Origin of the sequence: Streptomyces abyssalis, assembly GCF_001751365.1 — a bacterium.
GTDB lineage: Bacteria > Actinomycetota > Actinomycetes > Streptomycetales > Streptomycetaceae > Streptomyces > Streptomyces abyssalis.
In genome coordinates, this window is record NZ_LJGT01000038.1 from 1579317 (window position 1) to 1601736 (window position 22420).

General features: G+C 71.1%; 20 protein-coding genes and 1 pseudogene. 11 read left to right on the forward strand and 10 right to left on the reverse strand.

The genetic code is table 11. The features are described 5' to 3' along the window. Positions 1-200: 200 nt before the first annotated feature. The gene (locus tag AN215_RS14205) at positions 201-1856 is read left to right on the forward strand and encodes a threonine/serine exporter family protein (protein ID WP_070009436.1); all 1656 of its coding nucleotides are present in this window, start codon (positions 201-203) and stop codon (positions 1854-1856) included. Between the two features lie 156 nt (positions 1857-2012). Here the strand turns inward: AN215_RS14205 and AN215_RS14210 are convergent, their stop codons facing one another. Further along, a complete protein-coding gene (locus AN215_RS14210) occupies positions 2013-2504 on the reverse strand; it encodes an inorganic diphosphatase (protein WP_070009437.1) in 492 nt (163 codons plus the stop codon). Positions 2505-2589: 85 nt separating this feature from the next. Here AN215_RS14210 and dacB point away from each other — a divergent pair, with 85 nt between their 5' ends. From dacB to folE, 6 genes are all read left to right on the forward strand, one after another. Then, complete coding sequence (gene dacB, locus AN215_RS14215) at positions 2590-4209, forward strand: D-alanyl-D-alanine carboxypeptidase/D-alanyl-D-alanine endopeptidase (RefSeq protein WP_070009438.1); 1620 nt, start codon at positions 2590-2592, stop codon at positions 4207-4209. Between the two features lie 79 nt (positions 4210-4288). Next, on the forward strand, positions 4289-5425 hold the full coding sequence (locus AN215_RS14220) for a zinc-dependent metalloprotease (protein ID WP_070009439.1): 1137 nt from the start codon (positions 4289-4291) through the stop codon (positions 5423-5425). Positions 5426-5798: 373 nt separating this feature from the next. After that, entirely contained in the window at positions 5799-6884 is a 1086-nt protein-coding gene (gene tilS / locus AN215_RS14225) for a tRNA lysidine(34) synthetase TilS (RefSeq protein WP_070009440.1), read from the forward strand. Between the two features lie 83 nt (positions 6885-6967). Continuing rightward, on the forward strand, positions 6968-7507 hold the full coding sequence (hpt, locus tag AN215_RS14230; RefSeq protein ID WP_070009582.1) for a hypoxanthine phosphoribosyltransferase: 540 nt from the start codon (positions 6968-6970) through the stop codon (positions 7505-7507). A 172-nt stretch (positions 7508-7679) separates the two neighbouring features. Next, entirely contained in the window at positions 7680-9710 is a 2031-nt protein-coding gene (gene ftsH, locus AN215_RS14235; protein ID WP_070009441.1) for an ATP-dependent zinc metalloprotease FtsH, read from the forward strand. Between the two features lie 118 nt (positions 9711-9828). Further along, positions 9829-10437, forward strand: a complete 609-nt coding sequence (folE, locus tag AN215_RS14240; RefSeq protein WP_070009442.1) for a GTP cyclohydrolase I FolE — start codon at positions 9829-9831, stop codon at positions 10435-10437. Positions 10438-10489: 52 nt separating this feature from the next. Here folE and AN215_RS14245 read toward each other — a convergent pair whose 3' ends face one another. The 8 genes from AN215_RS14245 to AN215_RS14280 form a co-directional block, all read right to left on the reverse strand. Beyond that, a complete protein-coding gene (locus tag AN215_RS14245) occupies positions 10490-10978 on the reverse strand; it encodes a DUF3180 domain-containing protein (RefSeq protein ID WP_070009443.1) in 489 nt (162 codons plus the stop codon). 14 nt (positions 10979-10992) lie between these two features. After that, positions 10993-11589, reverse strand: coding sequence for a 2-amino-4-hydroxy-6-hydroxymethyldihydropteridine diphosphokinase (gene folK / locus AN215_RS14250; protein WP_070009444.1), 597 nt, complete (start codon positions 11587-11589; stop codon positions 10993-10995). Next, positions 11586-11945 (reverse strand): dihydroneopterin aldolase, encoded by a 360-nt coding sequence (gene folB, locus AN215_RS14255; protein ID WP_070009583.1) that lies wholly within the window; start codon positions 11943-11945, stop codon positions 11586-11588. Before folB ends, folK begins: the two co-directional genes overlap by 4 nt. 266 nt (positions 11946-12211) lie before the next feature. After that, complete coding sequence (locus tag AN215_RS14260; RefSeq protein WP_070009445.1) at positions 12212-12691, reverse strand: nuclear transport factor 2 family protein; 480 nt, start codon at positions 12689-12691, stop codon at positions 12212-12214. Continuing rightward, a complete protein-coding gene (gene folP / locus AN215_RS14265; RefSeq protein ID WP_079122969.1) occupies positions 12688-13662 on the reverse strand; it encodes a dihydropteroate synthase in 975 nt (324 codons plus the stop codon). The genes AN215_RS14260 and folP overlap by 4 nt, the downstream gene beginning before the upstream one ends. Beyond that, on the reverse strand, positions 13659-14201 hold the full coding sequence (locus tag AN215_RS14270) for a rhodanese-like domain-containing protein (protein WP_079123041.1): 543 nt from the start codon (positions 14199-14201) through the stop codon (positions 13659-13661). Before AN215_RS14270 ends, folP begins: the two co-directional genes overlap by 4 nt. Next, positions 14198-14719 (reverse strand): cupin domain-containing protein, encoded by a 522-nt coding sequence (locus AN215_RS14275; protein ID WP_070009446.1) that lies wholly within the window; start codon positions 14717-14719, stop codon positions 14198-14200. The genes AN215_RS14270 and AN215_RS14275 overlap by 4 nt, the downstream gene beginning before the upstream one ends. Before the next feature lie 327 nt (positions 14720-15046). Then, on the reverse strand, positions 15047-16252 hold the full coding sequence (locus AN215_RS14280; protein ID WP_070009447.1) for an ABC transporter ATP-binding protein: 1206 nt from the start codon (positions 16250-16252) through the stop codon (positions 15047-15049). Between the two features lie 356 nt (positions 16253-16608). Here AN215_RS14280 and AN215_RS14285 point away from each other — a divergent pair, with 356 nt between their 5' ends. The 4 genes from AN215_RS14285 (at position 16609) to AN215_RS14300 (ending at position 21727) form a co-directional block, all read left to right on the forward strand. Then, a complete protein-coding gene (locus AN215_RS14285; RefSeq protein WP_338057922.1) occupies positions 16609-17388 on the forward strand; it encodes an ABC transporter permease in 780 nt (259 codons plus the stop codon). 2 nt (positions 17389-17390) lie between these two features. Next, positions 17391-18203: an ABC transporter permease gene (locus AN215_RS14290; RefSeq protein ID WP_079122970.1), complete on the forward strand. Its 813-nt coding sequence runs from the start codon at positions 17391-17393 to the stop codon at positions 18201-18203. Positions 18204-18415: 212 nt separating this feature from the next. Continuing rightward, a complete protein-coding gene (locus AN215_RS14295; RefSeq protein WP_420856095.1) occupies positions 18416-19375 on the forward strand; it encodes an ABC transporter substrate-binding protein in 960 nt (319 codons plus the stop codon). A 162-nt stretch (positions 19376-19537) separates the two neighbouring features. Then, positions 19538-21727, forward strand: coding sequence for a hypothetical protein (locus tag AN215_RS14300; protein ID WP_139140739.1), 2190 nt, complete (start codon positions 19538-19540; stop codon positions 21725-21727). A 72-nt stretch (positions 21728-21799) separates the two neighbouring features. Here AN215_RS14300 and AN215_RS14305 read toward each other — a convergent pair. Beyond that, positions 21800-22420 (reverse strand): annotated as a pseudogene (locus AN215_RS14305) (NADH-quinone oxidoreductase subunit D-related protein); the annotation flags it as partial.

Here is a 22420-nt window from a genome sequence, read left to right on the forward strand (position 1 = left end):
CGCCAGGCCCGCACCGCACGGCCCCGAGGCGCCTACGGCCCGGCGCCGCCGGCGTCCGCCCCCGTGTCTCTCACACCCGTGCCGGCTGCCCCGTACGGGCACCCTGACCGGGACCTCGATACGGGAGCGACCTTATGCTCGGACCATCGGGCGGAAGCGGGCGAAGGCCGTAGACGCAAGTGTGAGGGAGCGGGCAGAGAGTGGTCGGGGAGCCGAAGCGGAACGGCCGGTCGGCGGAGAACGGGGACTCCTCGGAGGAGGCCAGGCAGCAACTCGCCGAAGAGGTGCGCAGCGCGTTCACGCCGCCGCAGGGAATGCCTCTCCCGCCTCTGCCGGACGACGAGCACCCCAGCTCGGAATTCGCCGTCCCCGAAGGGCTGTTGACGTCGCCGCCGCCGGAGCACGGCAGCGCCTTCACCCCGCCCGAGGGCATTCCGAAGGTCTCCCTGATCAAGCCGGGCGTGCCCTGGCAGGACCGCATGCGGACCATGATCCGGATGCCGCTGGCCGAACGCCCGGCACCGGAGCGGGTGAGCCGTCCCGAGGACGCCGAGACGGGCCCGGCCGTGCCGCGCGTGCTCGACCTCACCCTCCGCATCGGCGAGCTGCTGCTCGCGGGCGGTGAGGGCGCCGAGGACGTCGAGGCGGCGATGTTCGGTGTGGCGCACGCTTACGGGCTGGACCGCTGCGAGCCCACGGTCACCTTCACGTTGATCTCCATCACGCACCAGCCCTCGCTGGTCGACGACCCGGTGACGGTCGGACGTACCGTGCGCCGCCGCGGCACCGACTACACGCGGCTCGCGGCCGTCTTCCGGCTGGTGGACGACATCACCAAGGGCGACGTCACGCTGGAGGAGTCCTACCGGCGTCTGGCCGCCATGCGCCGCAACCGGCACCCGTACTCCAAGAACGCACTGACTCTCGCGAGCGGCACGCTCTCCGGCGCCGCGTCACTGCTCGTCGGCGGCGACGGCCTCGTCTTCGTGCTGGCGGCGGTCGGAGCGATGCTCGGCGACAGGCTCGCATGGCTGTGCGCAGGGCGCGGACTGCCGGAGTTCTACCAGTTCGCGGTCGCGGCCGTGCCGCCTGCGGCGATGGGCGTCGCTGTGGCGCTGGCGGGCTCGTCGAACGACACGAGGCTGAAGGCCGCGGCCGTCATCACCGGTGGCCTCTTCGCACTGATCCCCGGCCGGGCCCTGGTAGCCGCGGTGCACGACGGGCTGACCGGCTTCTACATCACCGCGGCGGCCCGCCTGCTGGAGGTCATCTACCTCATCGTCGGCATCGTCGGCGGCGTGCTGGTGATGCTCTACATCGGCTCCGAACTGGGCGCGGAACTCACGCCGGAGAACACACAGGGCGACATCCGGCCCGTGCTCCAGCTCTTCTCGGCGATGCTGCTGGCGCTGGCCTTCTGCGTACTGCTGCAGCAGGAACGTCACACCGTGGTGCTGGCCACCCTCAACGGCGGCGTGGCCTGGCTGATCTACGGCGCTCTGGTCAACCGGCCGGTGAGTATCGACGAGGTACCGGCGACCGTCGCCGCGGCCGGACTCGTCGGCCTGTTCGGGCAGTTGATGTCCCGCTACCAGTTCGCCTCGTCGCTGCCGTACATCACGGCGGCGATCGGACCGCTGCTGCCCGGTAGCGCGACCTACTTCGGGCTGCTCAACATCGCCCAGGGCCACATGGACGAGGGCATCCTGAGCATCTCGCGGGCCGTCGCCCTCGCCCTGGCCATCGCCATCGGCGTCAACCTGGGCGGCGAGCTGGCACGGCTGTTCATCAAGAGCCCCGGCGTCGAGACGCCGCTCCCCGGCCGCCGCGCCGCCAAGCGCACCCGCGGCTTCTAGGGCCCCTGCCGGCAATGTGACCAGGAGACGGGCGGCCGGCCGCCCCGTCTCCGTACGCACGAAGGGTGCGCCCCCTCCATGGGGACGCACCCGGTGTGCGTGCCGTCAGTACGCCGTTCGTACGCGCCCGTCTCGCCCGGGACCCGGTCCGGTGCTTCAGTGGTCGCCGTGGGCCTCAAGTCGCTTGATCGACGCTTCGACCTCGGCTTCGGCGTCGGCGCGGCCGACCCAGTTCGCACCCTCGACGGACTTGCCGGGCTCCAGGTCCTTGTAGACCTCGAAGAAGTGCTGGATCTCCAGCCGGTCGAACTCGCTCACGTGATGGATGTCCCGCAGGTGCTCCATCCGCGGGTCGGACGCCGGCACGCACAGCAGCTTGTCGTCGCCCCCCGCTTCGTCCGTCATGCGGAACATCCCGATGGCGCGGGACTTGATGATGCAGCCGGGAAAGGTTGGTTCATCGAGCAGCACGAGGGCGTCCAGCGGGTCGCCGTCCTCGCCGAGGGTGTGGTCGACGAAGCCGTAGTCGGCCGGGTACACGGTCGAGGTGAACAGGTGCCGGTCCAGACGGATGCGCCCGGTCACGTGATCCACCTCGTACTTGTTACGCGAACCCTTCGGGATCTCGATGACGACGTCGAACTCCAAGGAAGGCTCCTCAATGATCAGCACATGTATCTGGTGATTAAGTGTCCCCCACGCACGTACACGGGCGCGAAAGGGGCTGATCGAGGTGCGTGACACCGCCTCAGGGGTGCGTCACACCGCGATCCGGGCATACCGGAAGGTCCGGGCCCGTGCCCGTCGTCACGGGCGGCGGATCCGGCAGCACTGGCGGACCGCGACTCCGCAGCAGCGGCAGACCGCCGGAGTGACGGCCGGTGCTGCCGCACTCGGACTGGTGCTCGCCGTCACGGCGGTGGCCACGAGCGGACCGTGGGACTCGGGCCAGCGTACGGCGGAGCGTTCGCGGGCCGCCGCCCGGGAAGGCCGAAGTGGCGGGAACCACACCGGCGACGCCCCGCGCGCGCCCCGCGTGCTGGCGGCCCTGGACATGGAGGCCGTACGGGGCGGCGCGGCGGGCGGCGGCCGCGACGCCAAGCCCTCGCACGGCCCCGGTGCGGCAGGTGTTCCCCCGCCCAGCGAGGCAGCACTGGCCGACATCCTCGAACCGCTGCTGAAGGACGGCGACTTGGGCAAGCACCGCGGCGTCTCGGTCGTCGACGCCGCCACCGGACGGAAGCTGTACGGCTCCAAGCCCCGCACCGCCGCCACCCCGGCCTCCACCGTCAAGGTCGCCACCGCCGCGGCCGCGCTCACCGCACTCGGAGCCGACCACCGCATCACCACGCGGGTGGTACGCGGCAAGGGCGAGGACGAAGTCGTCCTCGTCGGCGGCGGCGACCCGACCCTCAGCTCCGGCGCCCTCGACGGTCTCGCCCGCGACACGGCCCGCAAGCTGCGCGGCCACGACGGCGGCAAGATCTCCGTCCGTTACGACACCTCGCGCTACAGCGGCCCCCTCCGCCACTCCATCGGCACCAACGACAACCTCGCACCCGTCAGCCCCCTCATGGTCGACGAGGCCCGCCTCAAGGGAGGCTCCGGCTCCGGCGACGGGCAGGACGGGGACGCCCCCGCGCACGGTCCCGCCCCGCGCTCCACCGATCCGGCCGAGGATGCTGCCGAGGCCTTCGCCGACGCACTCGGCGAACACGGCGTCGACGTCGATAACGAGCCGAAGGAGGCGAAGGCGCCCGGCAAGGCCAAGGAACTGGCCGCACACCGCTCGGCGCCGGTCTCCGCGCTCGTCGAACGGATGCTGACCTACAGCGACAACGACATCGCCGAGGCCCTCGCCCGCCAGACCGCCCTCGCCGCCGGCGAGCCCGCGAGCTTCAAGGGCGCCGGGAAGGCCGTACGCCGCACCCTCGGCAAGCTCGACGTCCCGCTGAAGGGCGCCCGCTTCGCCGACGGCAGCGGCCTCGACCGCGACGGCAAGGTCTCGCCGGCGCTGCTCACAAGCCTCCTCGTACGCGCCGCCGATCCCGGCCACGCGGCCCTGCGCCCCGTACTGACGGGCATGCCGGTCGCCCACTTCACCGGCACGCTCGACAGCAGGTACGGCAGCGACAAAGGCAAGCAGGGCGCCGGTCTCGTACGCGCGAAGACGGGGACCCTGACCGGCGTGCACACGCTGGCGGGCACCGTCGTCGACGCCGACGGCAGACTGCTGGCCTTCGCGTTCATGGCATCCGGCAGCACCGACGGCAAGGGCGCACAGGGCTCACTGGACAGCCTCGCCGCGGCCCTCGCCAACTGCGGCTGCCGCGAGTCGCCGTCCGGGAGCTGACCCCGCGCGCCCCGGGCCCGCTCCCCGCCCTCGCCGGTGCAGCCTCCCGTCCGGCGGCAGTGACACGTACCGTGAAGTCATGACGAGCCTCGGTGGTGTGGAGATGGTCGACTGGAATCTCGCGGTCGCGACCGCGACCCGCCTCGTACGGCCGGGTCCCGAAGTGAGCCGCGAGGGAGCGCGGGCGGTCGTCTCGGAGCTTCGCCGCCATGCGAAGGCGTCCGAGGAACACGTCCGCGGATTCACGCGCATGCAGCCCGACCGCCCCTCGGAGTCGGACACCCCGGTCCTGGTGGTGGACCGGCCCGGCTGGGTGCGCGCGAACGTGGCGGGCTTCAGAGAGCTGCTCTCGCCCCTGCTGGAGAAGGTCCAGGAGCGCCGCTCCGGCTCTCCCGGCGGGGCCGTGCTGGGCGCGGTCGGCGGCAAGGTGACGGGCGTCGAGGTCGGCATGCTGCTGTCGTTCCTGGCCTCCCGGGTCCTCGGTCAGTACGAGACCTTCGCACCGGCGACGCGCGAACTGCCCGGCGGAGCGGACGGCAGCGGCCGCCTTCTCCTCGTCGCGCCGAACATCGTGCACGTCGAACGCGAACTCGAGGTCGACCCGCACGACTTCCGCCTCTGGGTCTGCCTGCACGAGGAGACGCACCGCACACAGTTCGCCGCCGTCCCCTGGCTCCGCGACCACATCCAGGGCGAGATCCAGTCCTTCCTCGGCGAGACCGACATGGACCCCTCCACGCTGCTGGAGCGCCTCCGCGAGGCGGCGCAGTCCCTCTCCGGCTCCCGGGCGCAGAGCGCCGAGGGCACGGAGCAGACGGCGGAGACCGAGCGGGCCGGCATCGCCGAACTGGTGCAGACACCCACCCAGCGCGAGATCCTCGGCCGCCTCACCGCCGTGATGTCCCTGCTGGAGGGCCACGCGGACTACGTGATGGACGGCGTCGGACCGGAGGTCGTGCCGAGCGTCGCGGAGATCCGCGAGAAGTTCCAGAAGCGCCGGGCCACCGGCGCCGGACGGCTCGACCAGGCGCTGCGCAAGCTCCTCGGCCTCGACGCCAAGCTGCGCCAGTACCGCGAGGGCGAGCGCTTCGTACGTGCCGTCGTCGAGGACCTGGGCATGGACGGCTTCAACCGCGTCTGGACCTCGCCCAACACGCTCCCCACGAAGTCGGAGATCAGCCGGCCCGCCGACTGGGTCGCGCGAATGCGCTCCTGATCTCCGCGGAGCGCGGATCGGACGCGCTGACTGCTGAGCGCGGGGACGGGAGCCGGACGGGCAGGGGACCCACGGACCGGCCGCACGTCCCCTAGGTACGCCGGTCCGTACGCCGGAGCCGTGACGCGAGGGTGCAGCGCGAGGACGTGAGGGCCGGAGAACGGGGAAGGCGCGAGGATGCGGGAGCGGGGTCCGCACCCGGCCCCGGCGGCTACTCTCCGGAGCGGGCACGGACCACGGGAAGCCCCGGTAATCACTCGTCCGAGGGACCGAGAATGCCCGGCCCGCGTGCGATGCTCTGGGAACACCTCCATCTCTGTCACCATCAACACACTCAGCGTGACAAGACTTTCTTCGAGGAAGTGAATCGGACATGGGTCCCCACCCCGCGGTCGCTGCAATACGTCTCGCGGTTCGCCGCGCACTCCACGACGTCCTCAGCGAACAAGCAGTCGTCAGTGAGAAAGCCGGCGACACTCGCAGCCCCGGCGAGCCCCCGCTCGTCCTCGTAGCCTGTTCCGGCGGCGCCGACTCCATGGCGCTCGCCTCCGCCCTCGCGTTCGAAGCCCCCCGACTCGGCCTCCGCGCGGGAGGCGTGACGGTCGACCACGGCCTGCAGTCCGGATCGGCCGACCGCGCTCAGGAGGTCGCCGACCGGATGATCTCCCTCCGGCTCCATCCCGTCGAATCGATCGCCATCACCATCGGCCGTACGAACACCGGCCCCGAGGCCGCAGCGCGCACGGCGCGGTACGCAGCGCTCGACGACATGGCCGACCGCTGCGGTGCCAAGGCCGTGCTGCTCGGACACACCCGTGACGACCAGGCCGAGACGGTTCTCCTCGGACTGGCCCGCGGTTCCGGCACCCGATCCCTGTCCGGCATGGCGGAGGTCACCGGCCCCGCGGACCGCTACCGCCGGCCGTTCCTCGCCATCGACCGGCAGACCACCCGCAAGGCCTGCCTCGCCCAGTCGCTCCCCGTCTGGGACGACCCTCACAACGACGACCCCGCGTACACAAGGTCCCGCGTGCGTCACGAGGCCCTGCCGATGCTGGAGAAAGCATTGGGCAAGGGCGTGATCGAGGCGCTCGCCCGCACCGCACGCCTCTCCCGCGACGACGCCGACGCGCTCGACTCCTGGGCCCTCCAGGCCGAGCGGTCCGTACGCACCGACCAGCCCGGCACCGACGGCTGGGACGGCGTGGAGCTGGACACCGCCCGGCTCTACGCGCTCCCGTCCGCAGTCCGCCGCCGCGTGCTGCGCCGCGCCGCCGTCGCCGCGGGTGCCCCGGCGGGTTCGCTCTTCGCCCGCCATCTCGAAGAAGTCGACCGGCTGATCACGGCCTGGCGCGGGCAGCGTGCCATCAATCTGCCAGGGCGTGTCGAGGCCGCGAGGCAGGGTGGCAGACTGGTCATCCGGCATGGCTCACAGACCCCGCCGACACCGACCTGCTGACCGTCCCGCCAGGGCGGTCCCGGGCCGGCGGCAGCGTGGGCCGGAGACCTCGACCGGGAGCGGCGCGGGTGGACGAGAAGGACATGGGCACCGACCTCAAGTCGGTGCTCATCACGAAGGAAGAGATCGAAGCGAAGCTGGCCGAGCTGGCCGGCAAGATCGACGAGGAGTACGAGGGCAGGGAGTTGCTCCTCGTCGGCGTGCTCAAGGGTGCCGTGATGGTGATGGCCGACCTGGCGCGCGCCGTTTCGACGCCGGTCACCATGGACTGGATGGCGGTCTCCTCCTACGGAGCGGGCACGCAGTCCTCGGGAGTCGTCCGGATCCTCAAGGACCTCGACACCGACATCAAGGGCAAGCACGTCCTCATCGTCGAGGACATCATCGACTCCGGTCTGACCTTGTCGTGGCTGCTGTCCAACCTCGGTTCGCGTGAGCCGGCGTCCCTCAACGTCTGCACCTTGCTCCGGAAGCCGGACGCCGCCAAGGTGGCCATCGACGTGAAGTGGGCGGGCTTCGACATCCCCAACGAGTTCGTGGTGGGATACGGCCTCGACTACGCGGAGAAGTACCGGAACCTCCCGTTCGTCGGGACGCTCTCCCCACACGTCTACGGTGGCTGAGCACGGCGGCACCCAGCGGGAACCATGCGGGGCCGCGCTCCGTTGGAGGAGCCAGGACGGTTCTGTTTGACCGTCCTCGGCGGCGTCCTGAGACAATGCTGAGGTACCGTCCGAAGGTCAGCCTTTTCAACTCACTGTGGCAGGAGGGACGGGGCGCACGCGCTCCGTATGGATGGACGTGAAGCGATACTTCCGCGGGCCGGTCATGTGGATCGTGCTGGCCGTCCTCGCCGTGGTCGTGTTGATGCAGGTCGTCGGCTCGTCCGGCGGCTACAAGACGGTGGACACGGGACAGGTCGTCCAGGCGATCGACCAGGACAAGGTGAAGTCCGCCGAGCTCACGACAGGCGATGAGCAGATCGTGAAGCTCGAGCTCAAGGACGGCGCCAAGGTCGAGGACAGCGACAAGATCAAGGCGAGTTACATCGACAACCAGGGTGTCGACCTCGCCAAGAAACTCCAGAGCAAGTTCGACCAGAAGGAAATCACCAAGGGCTACACGGTCGCGCCGCAGCAGCAGAATCCGTTCGTCGGGATGCTGCTGTCGTTCCTGCCGTTCGTCCTCATCATCGTCGTCTTCCTGTTCCTGATGAATCAGATGCAGGGTGGCGGCTCCCGGGTGATGAACTTCGGCAAGTCGAAGGCCAAGCTGATCACCAAGGACACCCCGAAGACGACGTTCTCGGACGTCGCGGGGTCGGACGAGGCGTGCGAGGAGCTCCAGGAGATCAAGGAGTTCCTGCAGGAGCCCGCCAAGTTCCAGGCGGTCGGCGCCAAGATCCCCAAGGGTGTGCTTCTGTACGGGCCGCCCGGTACGGGTAAGACGCTGCTGGCCCGCGCGGTCGCGGGCGAGGCGGGTGTCCCGTTCTACTCGATCTCCGGCTCCGACTTCGTCGAGATGTTCGTCGGCGTCGGTGCCTCCCGTGTCCGTGACCTGTTCGAGCAGGCCAAGGCGAACGCCCCGGCGATCGTCTTCGTCGACGAGATCGACGCCGTCGGCCGTCACCGCGGCGCCGGCATGGGCGGCGGTCACGACGAGCGCGAGCAGACCCTGAACCAGCTGCTCGTCGAGATGGACGGCTTCGACGTCAAGGGCGGCGTCATCCTGATCGCCGCCACCAACCGGCCCGACATCCTCGACCCCGCGCTGCTGCGTCCCGGGCGCTTCGACCGGCAGATCGCGGTCGACCGTCCTGACATGCAGGGCAGGCACGAGATCCTCAAGGTCCACCAGAAGGGCAAGCCGATGGCGCCCGACGTGGATCTGGGCGCGGTGGCCCGCCGTACGCCGGGCTTCACCGGTGCCGACCTCAGCAACGTGCTGAACGAGGCGGCGCTGCTCACGGCGCGCGGCGACCAGAAGCTGATCGACAACAGGTATCTGGACGAGGCGATCGACAGAGTCGTGGCGGGACCGCAGAAGCGGACCCGGATCATGAGCGACAAGGAGAAGAAGATCACCGCGTACCACGAGGGCGGGCACGCCCTGGTCGCGGCGGCTTCGCCGAACTCCGACCCCGTACACAAGATCACGATTCTCTCCAGAGGCCGTGCCCTCGGCTACACGATGGTTCTGCCGGACGAGGACAAGTACTCGACCACGCGCAACGAGATGCTCGACCAGCTCGCTTACATGCTGGGCGGCCGCGCCGCCGAGGAGCTGGTCTTCCACGACCCGACGACGGGCGCGGCGAACGACATCGAGAAGGCGACGGCGACGGCACGTGCCATGGTCACGCAGTACGGCATGACCGAGCGGCTGGGTGCGATCAAGTTCGGCTCCGACCAGTCCGAGCCCTTCCTGGGCAAGGAGATGGGACATCAGCGCGACTACTCCGAGGAGGTCGCCGGGCTGGTGGACGAGGAGGTCAAGAGCCTTATCGAGACGGCGCACAACGAAGCCTGGGAAATCCTGGTGGAGAACCGCGACGTCCTCGACAACCTCGTTCTCTCCCTGCTGGAGAAGGAGACGCTGGGCAAGGAGGAGATCGCCGAGATCTTCGCTCCGGTCGTCAAGCGCCCCAGCCGGCCGGCATGGACGGGCTCCTCACGGCGTACGCCGTCGACGCGTCCCCCGGTCTCGTCGCCGGCCCTGAGTAACGGGAACGGCTCCGCTCCGAGTCTCGACAAGAGCGGTGGCAAGGAGATCGGGCCGCGGGACTCGGACGCCATCGTCGAGCCGGTCGATCCGACGGAGAACTAGCAGCAGTCCCTGTGCGACGGCCCACAGCGGGCCGTGGAATTCAAGCCGCGCCCCCCGGGTTGTGAGACCTGGGGGGCGCGGCTGATTGTTTACGCAGGTACCAGGAACGAGGCATCACATGACCGATCCGGTGACGCTCGGTGGAGAGGGCGATTTCAAGCCGTCCGACTTCGATGAGAAGCGGGCGGAGAACGCCGTACGCGAACTGCTGATCGCAGTCGGCGAGGACCCGGACCGTGAGGGTCTGCTGGAGACTCCTGCCCGCGTGACGCGGGCGTACAAGGAGCTGTTCGCGGGTCTGCACCAGCGTCCCGAGGAGGTGCTGACGACCACCTTCGACCTCGGGCACGACGAGATGGTCCTGGTGAAGGACATCGAGGTGTTCAGCACGTGTGAGCATCATCTGGTGCCGTTCCACGGCGTCGCGCACGTCGGCTACATCCCGTCCGCCGACGGGAAGATCACCGGCCTGTCGAAGCTGGCACGGCTCGTCGACGTGTACGCCCGGCGGCCTCAGGTCCAGGAGCGGCTGACCACGCAGATCGCCGAGTCGCTGATGCGGATACTCGAGCCGCGCGGGGTGATCGTCGTCGTCGAGTGCGAGCACATGTGCATGTCCATGCGCGGTATACGCAAGCCGGGTGCCAAGACGCTCACGTCCGCGGTGCGCGGGCAGCTGCGGGACGCCGCGACGCGTTCCGAGGCGATGAGCCTGATTCTGCGCTGATCGACGGCGAGGACGGGTGGAGCGGTGGGCGGGGGATGAAGGGCGGGGCCGGTCAGGCGGCAGTGGCAGCCGGGGGGCTGTCGTCGTCGTCCTCGGGGAGACGGCAGACCCGCTCAAGGAAGATCGCCGTCACCACCACCGCGATCCCGGCGAGTACGGACAGGCCCGCGTAGACCGTCTGGTCCTGGCGTGCCGGAGCCTCGGACGGGTCCATCAGCAGAGCCACTCCGACGCCTCCGTAGATGCCGGAGACCAGCGAGGCCACCAGTGCGCTGGCGTGCCCGAAGAGGACGGCCCGCGCCGCCATCATCGGATCCACGCCCTTGGCGCCCGGTTGGCGTTCGCGCTGTGCCTTGAGGCGGGAGCGCAGTGAGAGAGCGGTGGCCAGCAGCACGGTGGCGATGATCGCCAGTACGACCGGGGCCGCGACCGGCACCGCCGGCAGCGTGCCCAGCGAACTCCACAGCCGGGCGACCGCCCAGGCCAGCACCCCGGCGACGACGAAGACACCCGCAAGGACGGGGATACGCAGTTCCTTCACGGGGTTCCCAACGACTACTCGGGCAGGCTGAGTTCCAGGTCCGTACGGGCGGCGACGCCTTCGTGGCCGAGCGAGGCCAGCAGCTCCGTCACCGCACCGTGGCCCGGCACTTCGGCACCCGGGTCCACGTCGTGCCACGGCACGAGGACGAAGGCCCGTTCGTGGGCCCGGGGGTGAGGCAGCGTCAGTCCGGGGTCGTCGGAGACGACGTCCTGGTAGGAGACGATGTCGACGTCGATGGTTCGCGGCCCCCAGTGCTCGTCCCGCACCCGTTCCAGGGCCTCCTCGATCGCGTGTCCGCGCTCCAGCAGAGAGCCGGGCGGCAGGGTCGTGCGTACGAGCACGACGGCGTTGAAGTACGAGGCCTGGGTGCCGGGATCGACTCCCCACGGCTCCGTCTCGTAGACCGGCGAGACCGCGAGGACCTTCATCCCGGGGGTGTCGGCGAGCGCGTCGACAGCGCTCTGCAGCCGCTCCAGGCGGTTGCCCACATTGCTGCCGAGAGCGATCACCGCCTGCTGCGGGTTGTGGAGAGTGGTGTCGGCCGCATCCACCTGATGCACGACGGAGGCGGGCACCGGCTGTACGGTCGGGTCACTGTTCGGCGTCATGCGCGGCTCCGCTTGATTGTGATGGTCACGTCGTCGAAGGGCACGGTGATCGGGGCGTCCGGCTTGTGCACGACCACCTCTGCCACCTGTACGCGCGAGTGCGAGAGACAGGCGTCGGCGATCCGCTCCGCGAGGGTCTCGATCAGGTCGACGGGCTCTCCCTCGACGATCCCGACGATCTCCTCGGCCAGAACGCCGTAGTGAACGGTCTTTGTGAGGTCGTCGCCGCCCGCGGCGGGCCGGGTGTCGAGGCCGAGCTCCACGTCCACGACGAAGATCTGACCCTCCTCCCGTTCCCGCTCGAGGACTCCGTGATGCCCGCGGGCCCGAAGGCCCCGCAGTGCGAGGTGGTCCACGCGTATCACTCCCGTCCTCTGTCCTGGTCGCATGCCCTGGTCGCGGCGGCGCGGCGCGCCCTCTCCGCATCGAATCTACCCGCGGGCGGCACTGCCACCTGCCCGGGGCGGGTGCCTACCCGACAGCGCGGACGCCCACGCTCACATTCCGGCCGAGCTGCTGCGAAGGAGTGGTACCGGCCACACCGGGGGTGGCGCGAACGGCTTCGGCCGCCGGGGTGCGGCGGGTGACGGGCGGCTCGGGAGGGAGGCACCGGGGCCGTGGGTCAGAGCTGGACGTCGCCGTCGTCGAGGCCGCCCTCGTCCTCGTCCTCGCCCTCGCGCTCGACCAGGACCGGCGACCCGTGGTGCGACCACACCTTCCAGCGGCCGCCCTCGTCGCGGCGGAAGACGTTGGTGGCGACGACGAGCCCGCCGACGAGGGGGCCCGCGGAGCCGTCGTCCTCGGCGGGGCCGCCGCTGAGGATGTTCTCGGTGCAGTTCACGAGCGCGGTGTCGCCGTGTACCGACACCTCGACGTCCGTCAGGAAGAACTGCACGTAGTCGGTGTTCGCCATGATCAGGGCGTAGGAGCGCAGTACCTCGTCCCGGCCGGTGAGAACCGGCCAGCCGGGGTGTACGACGCTGATGCCGTCGTCCATCCACAGGGTCTGCAGGGCATCAAGATCGGCGTGCTCCACCGCGTCGTACAGGGCGGTGTTGGCGGCTTCGACCGCCTCGATGTCCGTGCCGGCGCCGCGGCTCACGCCTGCCGCCCCGTGGTCTCGGTGGTGCCGGCGTGGTCCTGTGCCTGCGGGCTCCCCGCGCTCGCGGGACCGGCGGGACCTCCGGGGTCCGCCGCGTCGGCGTCCGGGAGGCCCGTGGCGCTTTCGACCGCGTGTACGACGCGGACGGCGTGCGCGCTCGCCCGCACCTCGTGCACGCGCACCGCCCAGGCGCCCTCGCGGGCGGCGAGTGCCGAGACGGCGGCCGTGGCGGCGTCCCGTTCACGCGCGGGCGGCACGGTTTCGCCGTCGGTGCCGACGAGCACGCGGCCGAGGAACCGCTTGCGTGAGGCGGCAATCAGCAGCGGCCTGCCCAGCTCCTCGCGCAGCCGTCCGAGCTCCGCGACGAGTCGCAGATCGTGCTGGGCCTGCTTGGCGAAGCCCAGCCCGGGGTCGGCCACGATCCGGTCCGGGGAGATACCGCCGTCGATCGCGCGGTCCAGGCCGGCACGCAGCTCGGCGACGACCTCCGCGGTGACGTCGCCGTAGACGGCGCGGTTGTTCATGTCGATGGACTGGCCGCGCCAGTGCATGACCACGAAGGGCACCTCCGCGGCCGCCACGGCGGGGACCATCCGCGGGTCGGCCAGGCCGCCGCTGACGTCGTTGACGAGCACAGCGCCCGCCTCCAGCGCCTGCTCCGCCACGGAGGCCCGCATGGTGTCGACGCTGACGAGCACGTCCTCGGACGCCAGGCGGCGGACGACGGGAAGCACCCGCCGCAGCTCTTCGGCCTCGTCGACGCGGGGGGCACCGGGACGGGTGGACTCACCGCCGACATCGACCAGGTCGGCGCCCTCGGCGACGAGATCGAGCCCCCGTTTGACCGCGTCTTCGCTGTCGAACCACTTGCCGCCGTCGGAGAAGGAGTCCGGCGTGACGTTGACCACCCCCATCACGGCACAGCGGTTCCAGTCCGGGAGTCCGGTGACGCGGCCACGCGATGGGTTCATGTCTCCAGCGTAGGGCGCGCGTCCTCTCCGGGGGCGACGGGTGGGGAGACGGGGAGTCCGGCGGCACGCCATGACTGGAAACCGCCGTCCAGGTCCGTCGCCCGGTGAAGACCGAGCTCACGGAGGGAACGGGCGGCGAGGCTGGAGGCGTAGCCCTCGTTGCACACCACGACGACGGGCAGTTCGAACGCCTCGGGGTCCCCCAAGGCCCCGCCGGCCGGGGGGAAGGCCTCGGGGGAGCGGTGGGGACACGTCGGGTCCAGGCGCCACTCCAGCTCGTTGCGTTCGACGATCAGGGCCCCGGGGATGGTGCCGTCCCGCTCCCGCAGGGCCGCGTAGCGGATGTCCACCAGCAGTGCGCCCTCCTCGTGCCGGGCGCGTGCGGCGTCCTGGGCGGTGAGGCGGGTGAGGTCCGAGCGGGCCGACTCCAGCAGGGCGTCGACGCGGCTCGGGAGGCCGCCGGTGCCGGCGCCGTCGCCGCTGCCGGCGCCGGTGCTGCCGTCGTTGCCGTCGGTGAGAGGCTTCGGTGTCACCGTCAGTCCCACTCTCCCGGGCGCTCGACCTGCTCCAGGCGCAGCAGCGCGCCCGTACGGCTGTAGCGGCGCATCAGCGGCAGCGGCGGGTAGTAGGCGTGGACGGAGACGGCGTGCTCCTCCTCCGTCTCGTTGAGCACCTGGTGGACGTGGTGGGCGCCGAAGGCGCGGCCCCGGCCCGCGGTCAGCTGCCGTTCGCGGTCCACGCCGTCCGCGAGTTCCAGCGTCTTCCAGCCTTCGGCCGGCAGCCGGGCGGCGAGGGACTGTTCGGTGAGGCGGCCCCGTGCCGTCGCGAAGGCGCCGTAGGAGCCGCCGTGGTCGTGCCACCCCGTGCCGGTGCCGGGGGGCCAGCTGATGATCCACGCCTCGCTGCCGCCCGGGCCGTTGAGCCGCAGCCAGGTGCGGCCCTCGGGGTCGAGGGGGAGCGAGGCGATGAGCGCGGCGTCGGCGGCCGTCTCATGGACGAAGTCGAGGAGCTGCGCCTCGGTGGGCGCTGGTGCCGGGCCCGCTCCGGGGACGTGCACGGGCTGTGCGGGCTCTGCGGGCCGTACCGAACCGGAGCCGGACGCAGGTGTTGTGGGGAATGCGGATGACACGGAGAACCGTCCTGGAGTGTGATCGAGGGCACGCGCTCACGAAGGGCGCGCGGAATGGCCTGACTTGATCAGCAGGACGGACGACACAGGCAGCCCACGTAGCGGAGCAGGTCCAGGTGGACCCTCCGCCAGCGGTGCAACGCGGTGCCGTTCATGCGGTGGAGTACAGCACGAGACCCCCCGGCGGTCAACTTGCGTCCGCATGCTGCCGGATGGACGCACGGGCGGTCCTGAACCACATGCGTGCGGCGTCGGTCAGGCGTCGCCGATCGTCTCCAGCTCCACCTCGTCGCGGCGTACGTCGCGTTCGTCCGCGTCGATGGAGCGGCGCAGCGCCTCGTGCAGGCCGGCCGGCGTCAGTACGCCGACGAAGCGGTCCGCGTCGTCCAGCACCGCGATCCAGCCCGCGTCGTGCTGGAGCATGCTGCTGAAGGCCTGCTTGAGGGGCGAGCCCAGCGGCAGCCAGGCCTCCATGCGGCGCGCGTGATCGGCGACGGTCGCGGGCCCGGCCGCCTTGCCGGTCGCGGGGGAGGCGCTCTTCGCGCCCTTGGCGCCGTCAAGCGCGTCGGCGGCGAGCCATCCGTGCAGCTCGTCGGCGTCGTCCAGCACCACGGCCCAGCGCGCGCCCTCGCTGCGCATGCGGGCACGGGCCTTGTCGATCGGGTCGTCGAGGTGGACGACCGGCGGCTCCTCCAGGTCGCCACGTTCGATCGGGGTGACCGACAGCCGCTTCAGGCCGCGGTCGGCGCCCACGAAGTCCGCGACGTACGGGGTGGCGGGTGCGCCCAGCACCTTCGCCGGCGGGTCGAACTGCTCGATGCGGCCGTCCCCGTACACCGCTATGCGGTCGCCGAGCCGGACGGCCTCCTCGATGTCGTGGGTGACGAAGAGCACCGTCTTGTGCAGCGTGGACTGGAGCTTCAGGAACTCGTTCTGCAGATGCTCGCGCACGACCGGGTCGACGGCGCCGAACGGTTCGTCCATGAGCAGCACAGGCGGGTCGGCCGCGAGCGCACGCGCGACGCCGACGCGCTGCCGCTGGCCGCCGCTGAGCTGGTCCGGGTAGCGGTCGCCGTAGCGGCCCGGGTCGAGGCCGACCATCTCCAGCAGCTCGGCGGCGCGCTTGCGGCGCTCGGCCTTCGACCAGCCCAGCAGGAAGGGGACGGTGGCGGTGTTGTCCAGCACCGTCTTGTGCGGGAAGAGACCCACCTGCTGGATGACGTAGCCGATGCGGCGGCGGAGTTCGACCGGGTCGACGGCGGAGATGTCCTCGCCGTCGAGCAGGATCCGCCCCGAGGTCGGTTCGATGAGCCTGTTGACCATCTTCATCGTCGTCGTCTTGCCGCAGCCGGACGGACCGACGAGGGTGACGAGTTCGCCTCGCGCCACCTCCAGCGACAGCTCGTGCACGGCGGTCGTGCCGTCCGGGTAGCGCTTGGTGACGTTCTCGAAGCGGATCATCTTCTCATTCTCATCGCTCGGCTCGGGCGCGGATGCGGTCGCGGGTCTCGTCCGCGCATTCTTCCGGGGCCCGTATGAAGTCTGTGTTGCAGGAGTGTGGCAGTTCGAAGCGGCTGTCGGTAGCGGACTGTAAGGTCTCCCGGCATGCTTACGGGCGCACGGACGCGCCCCTGCCGGAGTGCCCCTGTCGGAGGTGCCGGGCGTGAGCGGTCCGCGGCGAGCAGAGCGAGCGGGGTGAGCGGGTGAGTGCGTTGAGCGGGGTGAGCGGGTTGAGCGGGACCGGGCACGCGGCGGTCCCCGCCGGAGCCGGAGCTGCCGCGGAGCAGGAGGGCGACTGCCTCTCCGCGAACGACTGGATCTGCGCCGAGTACGTGCGTACGCGCGGTCAGGAGCTGGCCGACGCCACCGTCGAGCATGTCGGGATCACCGTCGCCTCGGTGCTGCTGGCGCTGCTCGTCGCCTTCCCGCTCGCGCTCGCCGCCCGCCGGTGGCAGCGCGCCCGCGGGCCCGTGCTGGGGCTGACCACGGTCCTCTACACCGTTCCGTCGCTGGCGATGTACGCGCTGCTGCTTCCCCTCTTCGGGGTGGGCGCGGCGGTCGTCGTGACGGGGCTGGTGCTCTATTCGCTCACCGTGCTCGTACGGAACATCCTGGCCGGTCTGGAGTCCGTCCCCGAGGAGTCCCGTGAGGCGGCGCGCGGCATGGGATACGGCCCGTACCGGCTGCTCTTCGGGGTGGAGATGCCGCTCGCGCTGCCCGCGCTGATGGCCGGTGTGCGCATCGCGACGGTTTCGGCGGTGGCGCTGACGACCGTCGGGGCGATCGTCGGGTTCGGCGGCCTCGGCAACCTCATCTACGACGGCATGGACAGCTTCTTCAGGGCACAGGTGCTGACGGCGTCGGTCATCTGCGTGCTGCTGGCCGTGCTCGCCGACGCGCTGCTGCTGGGGCTGCAGCGGCTGCTGACTCCGTGGGCCCGTACCGGCGGGCGGGGACGCCGGGGCCGCGGGCGTACGGACGGTACGGACGGTGCGGAGACCGCGGGTGACGTGAGCGGCGCGGGGGGCGCGGGCGGAGCGGACGGTGCCGCCGGCGGCGTCCGTCAGGTGCCGGAGCCGGCCGGCAGGGAGGCGTGACCGTGGGCTTCTTCGTGGACGCGTGGACGTGGCTGACGACGGGCGCCAACTGGGCTGGCGGCGACGGCGTGACGCACCGGCTCACCGAGCACCTCTACCTGACCGTGGTCTGTCTCGGCATCGCCTGCGCCGTCGCGCTGCCCGTCGCCCTGTGGCTCGGGCACGTGGGCCGGGGCGGCGCGCTCGCCGTGAACATCTCCAACGCGGGCCGGGCGGTGCCGACCTTCGCCGTGCTGGTGCTGCTGACGCTGAGCCCCCTCGGCAAGTACGGCGACGTTCCGACGATCGTGGCGCTCGTGCTCTTCGCGATGCCGCCGCTGCTGACCAACGCCTACGTCGGGATGCGCGAGGCCGACCGCGACGTGGTGGAGGCGGCCCGCGGAATGGGCATGTCCGGCCGGCAGCTGCTGGCCCGCGTCGAAGTACCGCTGGCCTTCCCGCTGATCATGACGGGTGTGCGGTCGGCCGCCGTGCAGGTCGTGGCCACCGCGACGCTCGCCGCGCTTCCGGGAGGCGGCGGGCTCGGGCGGATCATCACCGCTGGATTCGGGACGTACGACACCCCGCAGGTGGTCGCCGGCGCGGCGCTGGTCGCGGCGCTCGCGCTGCTCGTGGAGGGGGTGCTCGTCATCGCCGAGCGGCTGCTGGACCCGATGCGGGGCCGCCGGGGGAGCGGGAAACAGCGGACTGCAGGCTCCGGGAGGTCCGGAACGTCCGGTGAACCGGGCTCCGTGGACGGGGAGCGGGGTGCGCATTCCCCTTCGACGCCCCGGGACTTCGATGAAAAGGTGATTCCCGCGCAGCCGACCTCCTGACCGCCTACCGCTATTCCGCCTGCCTTCTGAGCCGATTACCTACCGACGCCTTCCGAACGCCTTCCGAACCGCATACCGCTCACCCGCTTACCGCCTACCACGAATTGGCCGGCCCGGGGTTCCGATGCCCCGGACGACCCCGTACCCCTGAACGAACGGTGGACATGATGAACGAGGCAGCAAACCGGAATCGCCGGAGTCCCCTGAGCCCCGTGGGTCCCCGGAAGGCACGCACCCTGCTGGCCGCCGGCGGCGCCGCGGCCGTGCTGGCCACCGCCCTGACCGCGTGCGGCGGCAACAGCCTGGAGAAGGAGGGCGGCGGCTCGGCGGACGGCGGTTCCAAGGGCGAACTCGTCGTCGGCTCGGCCGGGTTCACCGAGTCGCAGGTCATGGCCGAGCTGTACTCGAAGCTGCTGGCCGAAGCCGGCTACAGCACCTCGATAAGCAAGCTGAAGAACCGCGAGCTGTACGAACCCGCCCTGGAGAAAGGCGAGATCGACGTCGTACCGGAGTACGCGGCGACGCTCGCCGAGTTCCTGAACGCGAAGGAGAAGGGGCCGGACGCGAAACCCGTCGCCTCCAACGACGTCGACAAGACGGTCGCCGCGCTGGAGAAGCTCGCGGAGCCCCGCGGCCTGAAGGTGCTGCCCGCCGGAGAGGCCGTCGACCAGAACGCGTTCGCGGTGACGGAGAAGTTCGCGAAGAAGCACAAGCTCAAGACGCTCTCGGATCTCGGCGACTCGGGTGAGAAGGTCAAGCTCGCGGCGAGCGACGAGTGCGAGGAGCGGCCCTTCTGCCGCCCCGGCCTGGAGAAGACCTACGGCATCGACGTCACCGGAATCGACCCCAAGGGCGTCGGGACGACCCAGGCGAAGGAGGCCGTCAAGGACGGCACCGACCAGATGGTGCTGACGACCACGACCGACGCCACCCTCAAGGACTTCGGGCTCGTGCTCCTGGAGGACGACAAGGGGCTGCAGAACGCGGACAACGTGCTGCCGGTCGTCAACGCGAAGAAGGCGGGCGGCAAGAACGTCGCGGCTGCCCTGGAGAAGCTGACGGAGGTCCTCACCACCAAGGACCTCGCCGACCTCAACAGGAAGGTGGACGCCGAGCGGCAGAAGCCGAAGGACGTCGCCGAGGAGTACCTGAAGGCGAAGAATCTCCTCTGACGCGTCTTCCGGGCGCTGTCGCAAGGCGCCGCACGGGCGCCCGGAGCGAGGAATTCCAGAAGGGGACAGCCGAGGCGAAAGAGGACAGCACGGGGTTGTGGCGGCGTAACAATGCCCCTTGTCCGGTGCCTGACCGGAGTCTTGCAAGGTACATTCCAGGCCATGCCTCGTGGACGTCATCGCCATTCGCAGCCACTGCACCGGGTCCTCGCCCCGGCAACCGTCACAGTGGCCGCGCTGCTCTGCGCGGGAGGTGCCTGGCTGTTCGGTGAAGCCGGTGTCGGCGACACGGACACGGTGCTCCTTCGCGTCTGTTCGGCCGGTGCCGCGGCGGCAGCCGTGACCGGTGCCGTGATGCTGCGGGCATGGGACCGGGCAGCGGGCAAACGCGTCGGCGAACTGAAGGCCAAGCAGGCGAGCACGGAATGGCGGGCCGAGGAGCGCCAGGCCGAACTGGAAAGCGAGCTCGAGGAGATCCGCCAGGCGCGCGAGAAGACGCGCAGCCGCCTGCGGGAAAAGCGCTCGGAACTGGCCCGGCTGCGCAGCGAACACGCGGACCTGCTCCGCCGGTACGCACACGCCGAGACGGAGCGGGCGAGCGCGCTGGAGGGGCGTCGGCAGCTGGAACTGGAGTCCGGCGAGCCGACGAAGGCCCTGACGGCGGCGGCGACCGACCACCGCCAGCCGTCGGGCGCGCCGACCCCGCTGACGTATCTGCAGGCGAACGAGGCCCTGCGGAACCTCAGCCGCAACCTAGCTCGGAAGCAGGAGCGCGAAGAGCTGGAGCGCGAGGAGCAGGAGCGCGAGGAGCGGGAACGGGAGGAAGCCCTCCGCCGGGAGCGCGAGCTGCGCGAGCAGGAGCGGGAAGCCGTACGGCAGGCCGCACAGAGCAAGCAGGGGCCCGCGCCGGTGGAGGAGCGCCGGCCCGTCGAGGCGGACAGCGGAAAGTTCGACTTCTTCGGTACGGGGAGCACGGGCAAGCCGAAGCGGCGTGCGAAGAGGCCGCACGCCCCCCACGCCGCGGCGACTGCGTCGTCCGTACCGTCCAGGGCGCGTGAGCCCCGGGAGGCGTCCGAGCTCTTCGAGCGGCGCGATGCGCGGGAGAAGGCCCAAGGTGCCGCGAAGGCGGACGGTGCCGCGACGAGCCAGGGCGGCGTGGATGCGGCCGCTCCGGCCGAAAGCGCCGCGAACACAGAGGCGCCGGGGTCGGACGAGGCCACGCGCCCCGTGGTGAACGGCCGGGACACCCGGGAGACCCGGGGCGGTTCGGACAAGCCCGCCTCACCGCCCGCCGAGGAGCGTGGGAAGAAGGAGCCGGGCAAGCCCGGGGAGCCGTCCGCGAAGGCGAGTTCGGGGCCCTCGGCCGCACGGACGAGCCCTGGACGGGAGGAGCCGGGGACCCGTTCCGGCAGAGGACCGGCGGGGGCCCAGGCCCCGGTCGGCAGACACGCGAAGCGTGACGAGGCCGTGCGGCAGGAGCCGTCGGCGGCGGAGCCGCTGCCCGGGTCGTCCGGGACCGGTGCCCCGGGCACGGGTGCTCAGCGCGCGGGCTCCCCGTCCTCGGGCGGGGCCGAGTCGCCCGGAGGCGAAGCCGGTTCGGAGGGCGGCAAGCCGGCGGGCCGGTCCGTCACCGCTGGCTCGAAGAAGCCCGGTGAGGCGCCGAAGCAGCCGAAGTCCGCGAGCACACCCGATGAGCCGGGCGGGCCGGGCCGAACGGTCGTGTCCGGTACGACCACCGAGCCGGGCAAGAAGGACGAACCGGACAAGGGGGAGCGGGCCGGGGAGGATCCGGCCGGGAAGGCCGAAGAGGCCGCGGGGCCGAGGCCCGGAGCCGAGCCCGGGGCGGAGAAGACGCCGGAGACGCCGGAGAAGACTGCGCAGCAGAAACCGGAGCAGAAGCCGGAGCAGAAGCCCGGTCCCGTGGCGGGGAAGAAGTCCGGTCCGGGCCCGAAGCCGGGTTCGACCGCGAACACGACCGCGACCGCCGGGCCGGAGGGCGACTCGTCCGCCGCCGGGCCGGAATCGGCTCCGTCCACCGGCAAGGTGCAGCAGCCGCAGAAGAGCGCAGATCCGGAGTCGAAGGCCGAGACGGAGTCGAAGCCCGAGACGGGGCCGAAGCCCGAGACGGGGCCGAAGCCCGGAAGCGAGTCGAAGCCGGAAGAGGAGCCGAAGCCCGGGACCGGGGCGAAGCCCGAAACGGATTCGAATTCGGCGGCGTCGAATTCCGGTACGGCGTCCGACCCCGGGCCGGAGGCGAAGTCCGGCCCGAAGTCCGGGCACTCCGCGCCCAAGCCCCGTACGTCGACGGGCTCGAAGCCGAGGTCCGACTCCGGGATCCGCAACGCGGGCTGAGCGGCGGGCCCGGCGCGGGCCGCCGTCCGGACGGGCGCACCCGCCCCGGGCGTACCGAGCACACGTCACGCGCTACTTGTCGATGTCGCCGACCACGAAGAAGAACGACCCGAGGATCGCGACCATGTCGGCGACGAGCGTCCCCGGGAGCAGTTCCGTCAGTGCCTGGATGTTGTTGAACGAGGCTGAGCGGAGCTTGAGCCGGTACGGCGTCTTCTCCCCCTTGGAGACCAGGTAGTAGCCGTTCAGCCCGAGCGGGTTCTCCGTCCAGGCGTATGTCGCGCCCTCCGGCGCCTTCAGCACCTTCGGCAGCCGCTGGTTGACCGGCCCGGGGGGCAGGTCGGCGAGCCGGTCGAGGCAGGCGTCCGCCAGGTCGAGGGAGTTGTGCGCCTGCTCCAGCAGCACTTCGAAACGGGCGAGGCAGTCACCGTCGGTGCGCGTCACGACCTGGAGGGTGTCCTGCAGTTCTCCGTACGCCAGGTACGGCTCGTCGCGGCGGAGGTCGAAGTCCACGCCCGAGGCGCGTGCGATGGGTCCGCTGACCCCGTACGCCTGGACGGTCGCCGGGTCGAGGACGCCGACGCCGCGCGTGCGTCCGCGGAAGATCTCGTTCCCCGTCACCAGCCGGTCGAAGGTGTCCATCCGGGACCGTACGGCGGAGACCGCCTTCCTGGCGCGGTGCTGCCAGCCGGC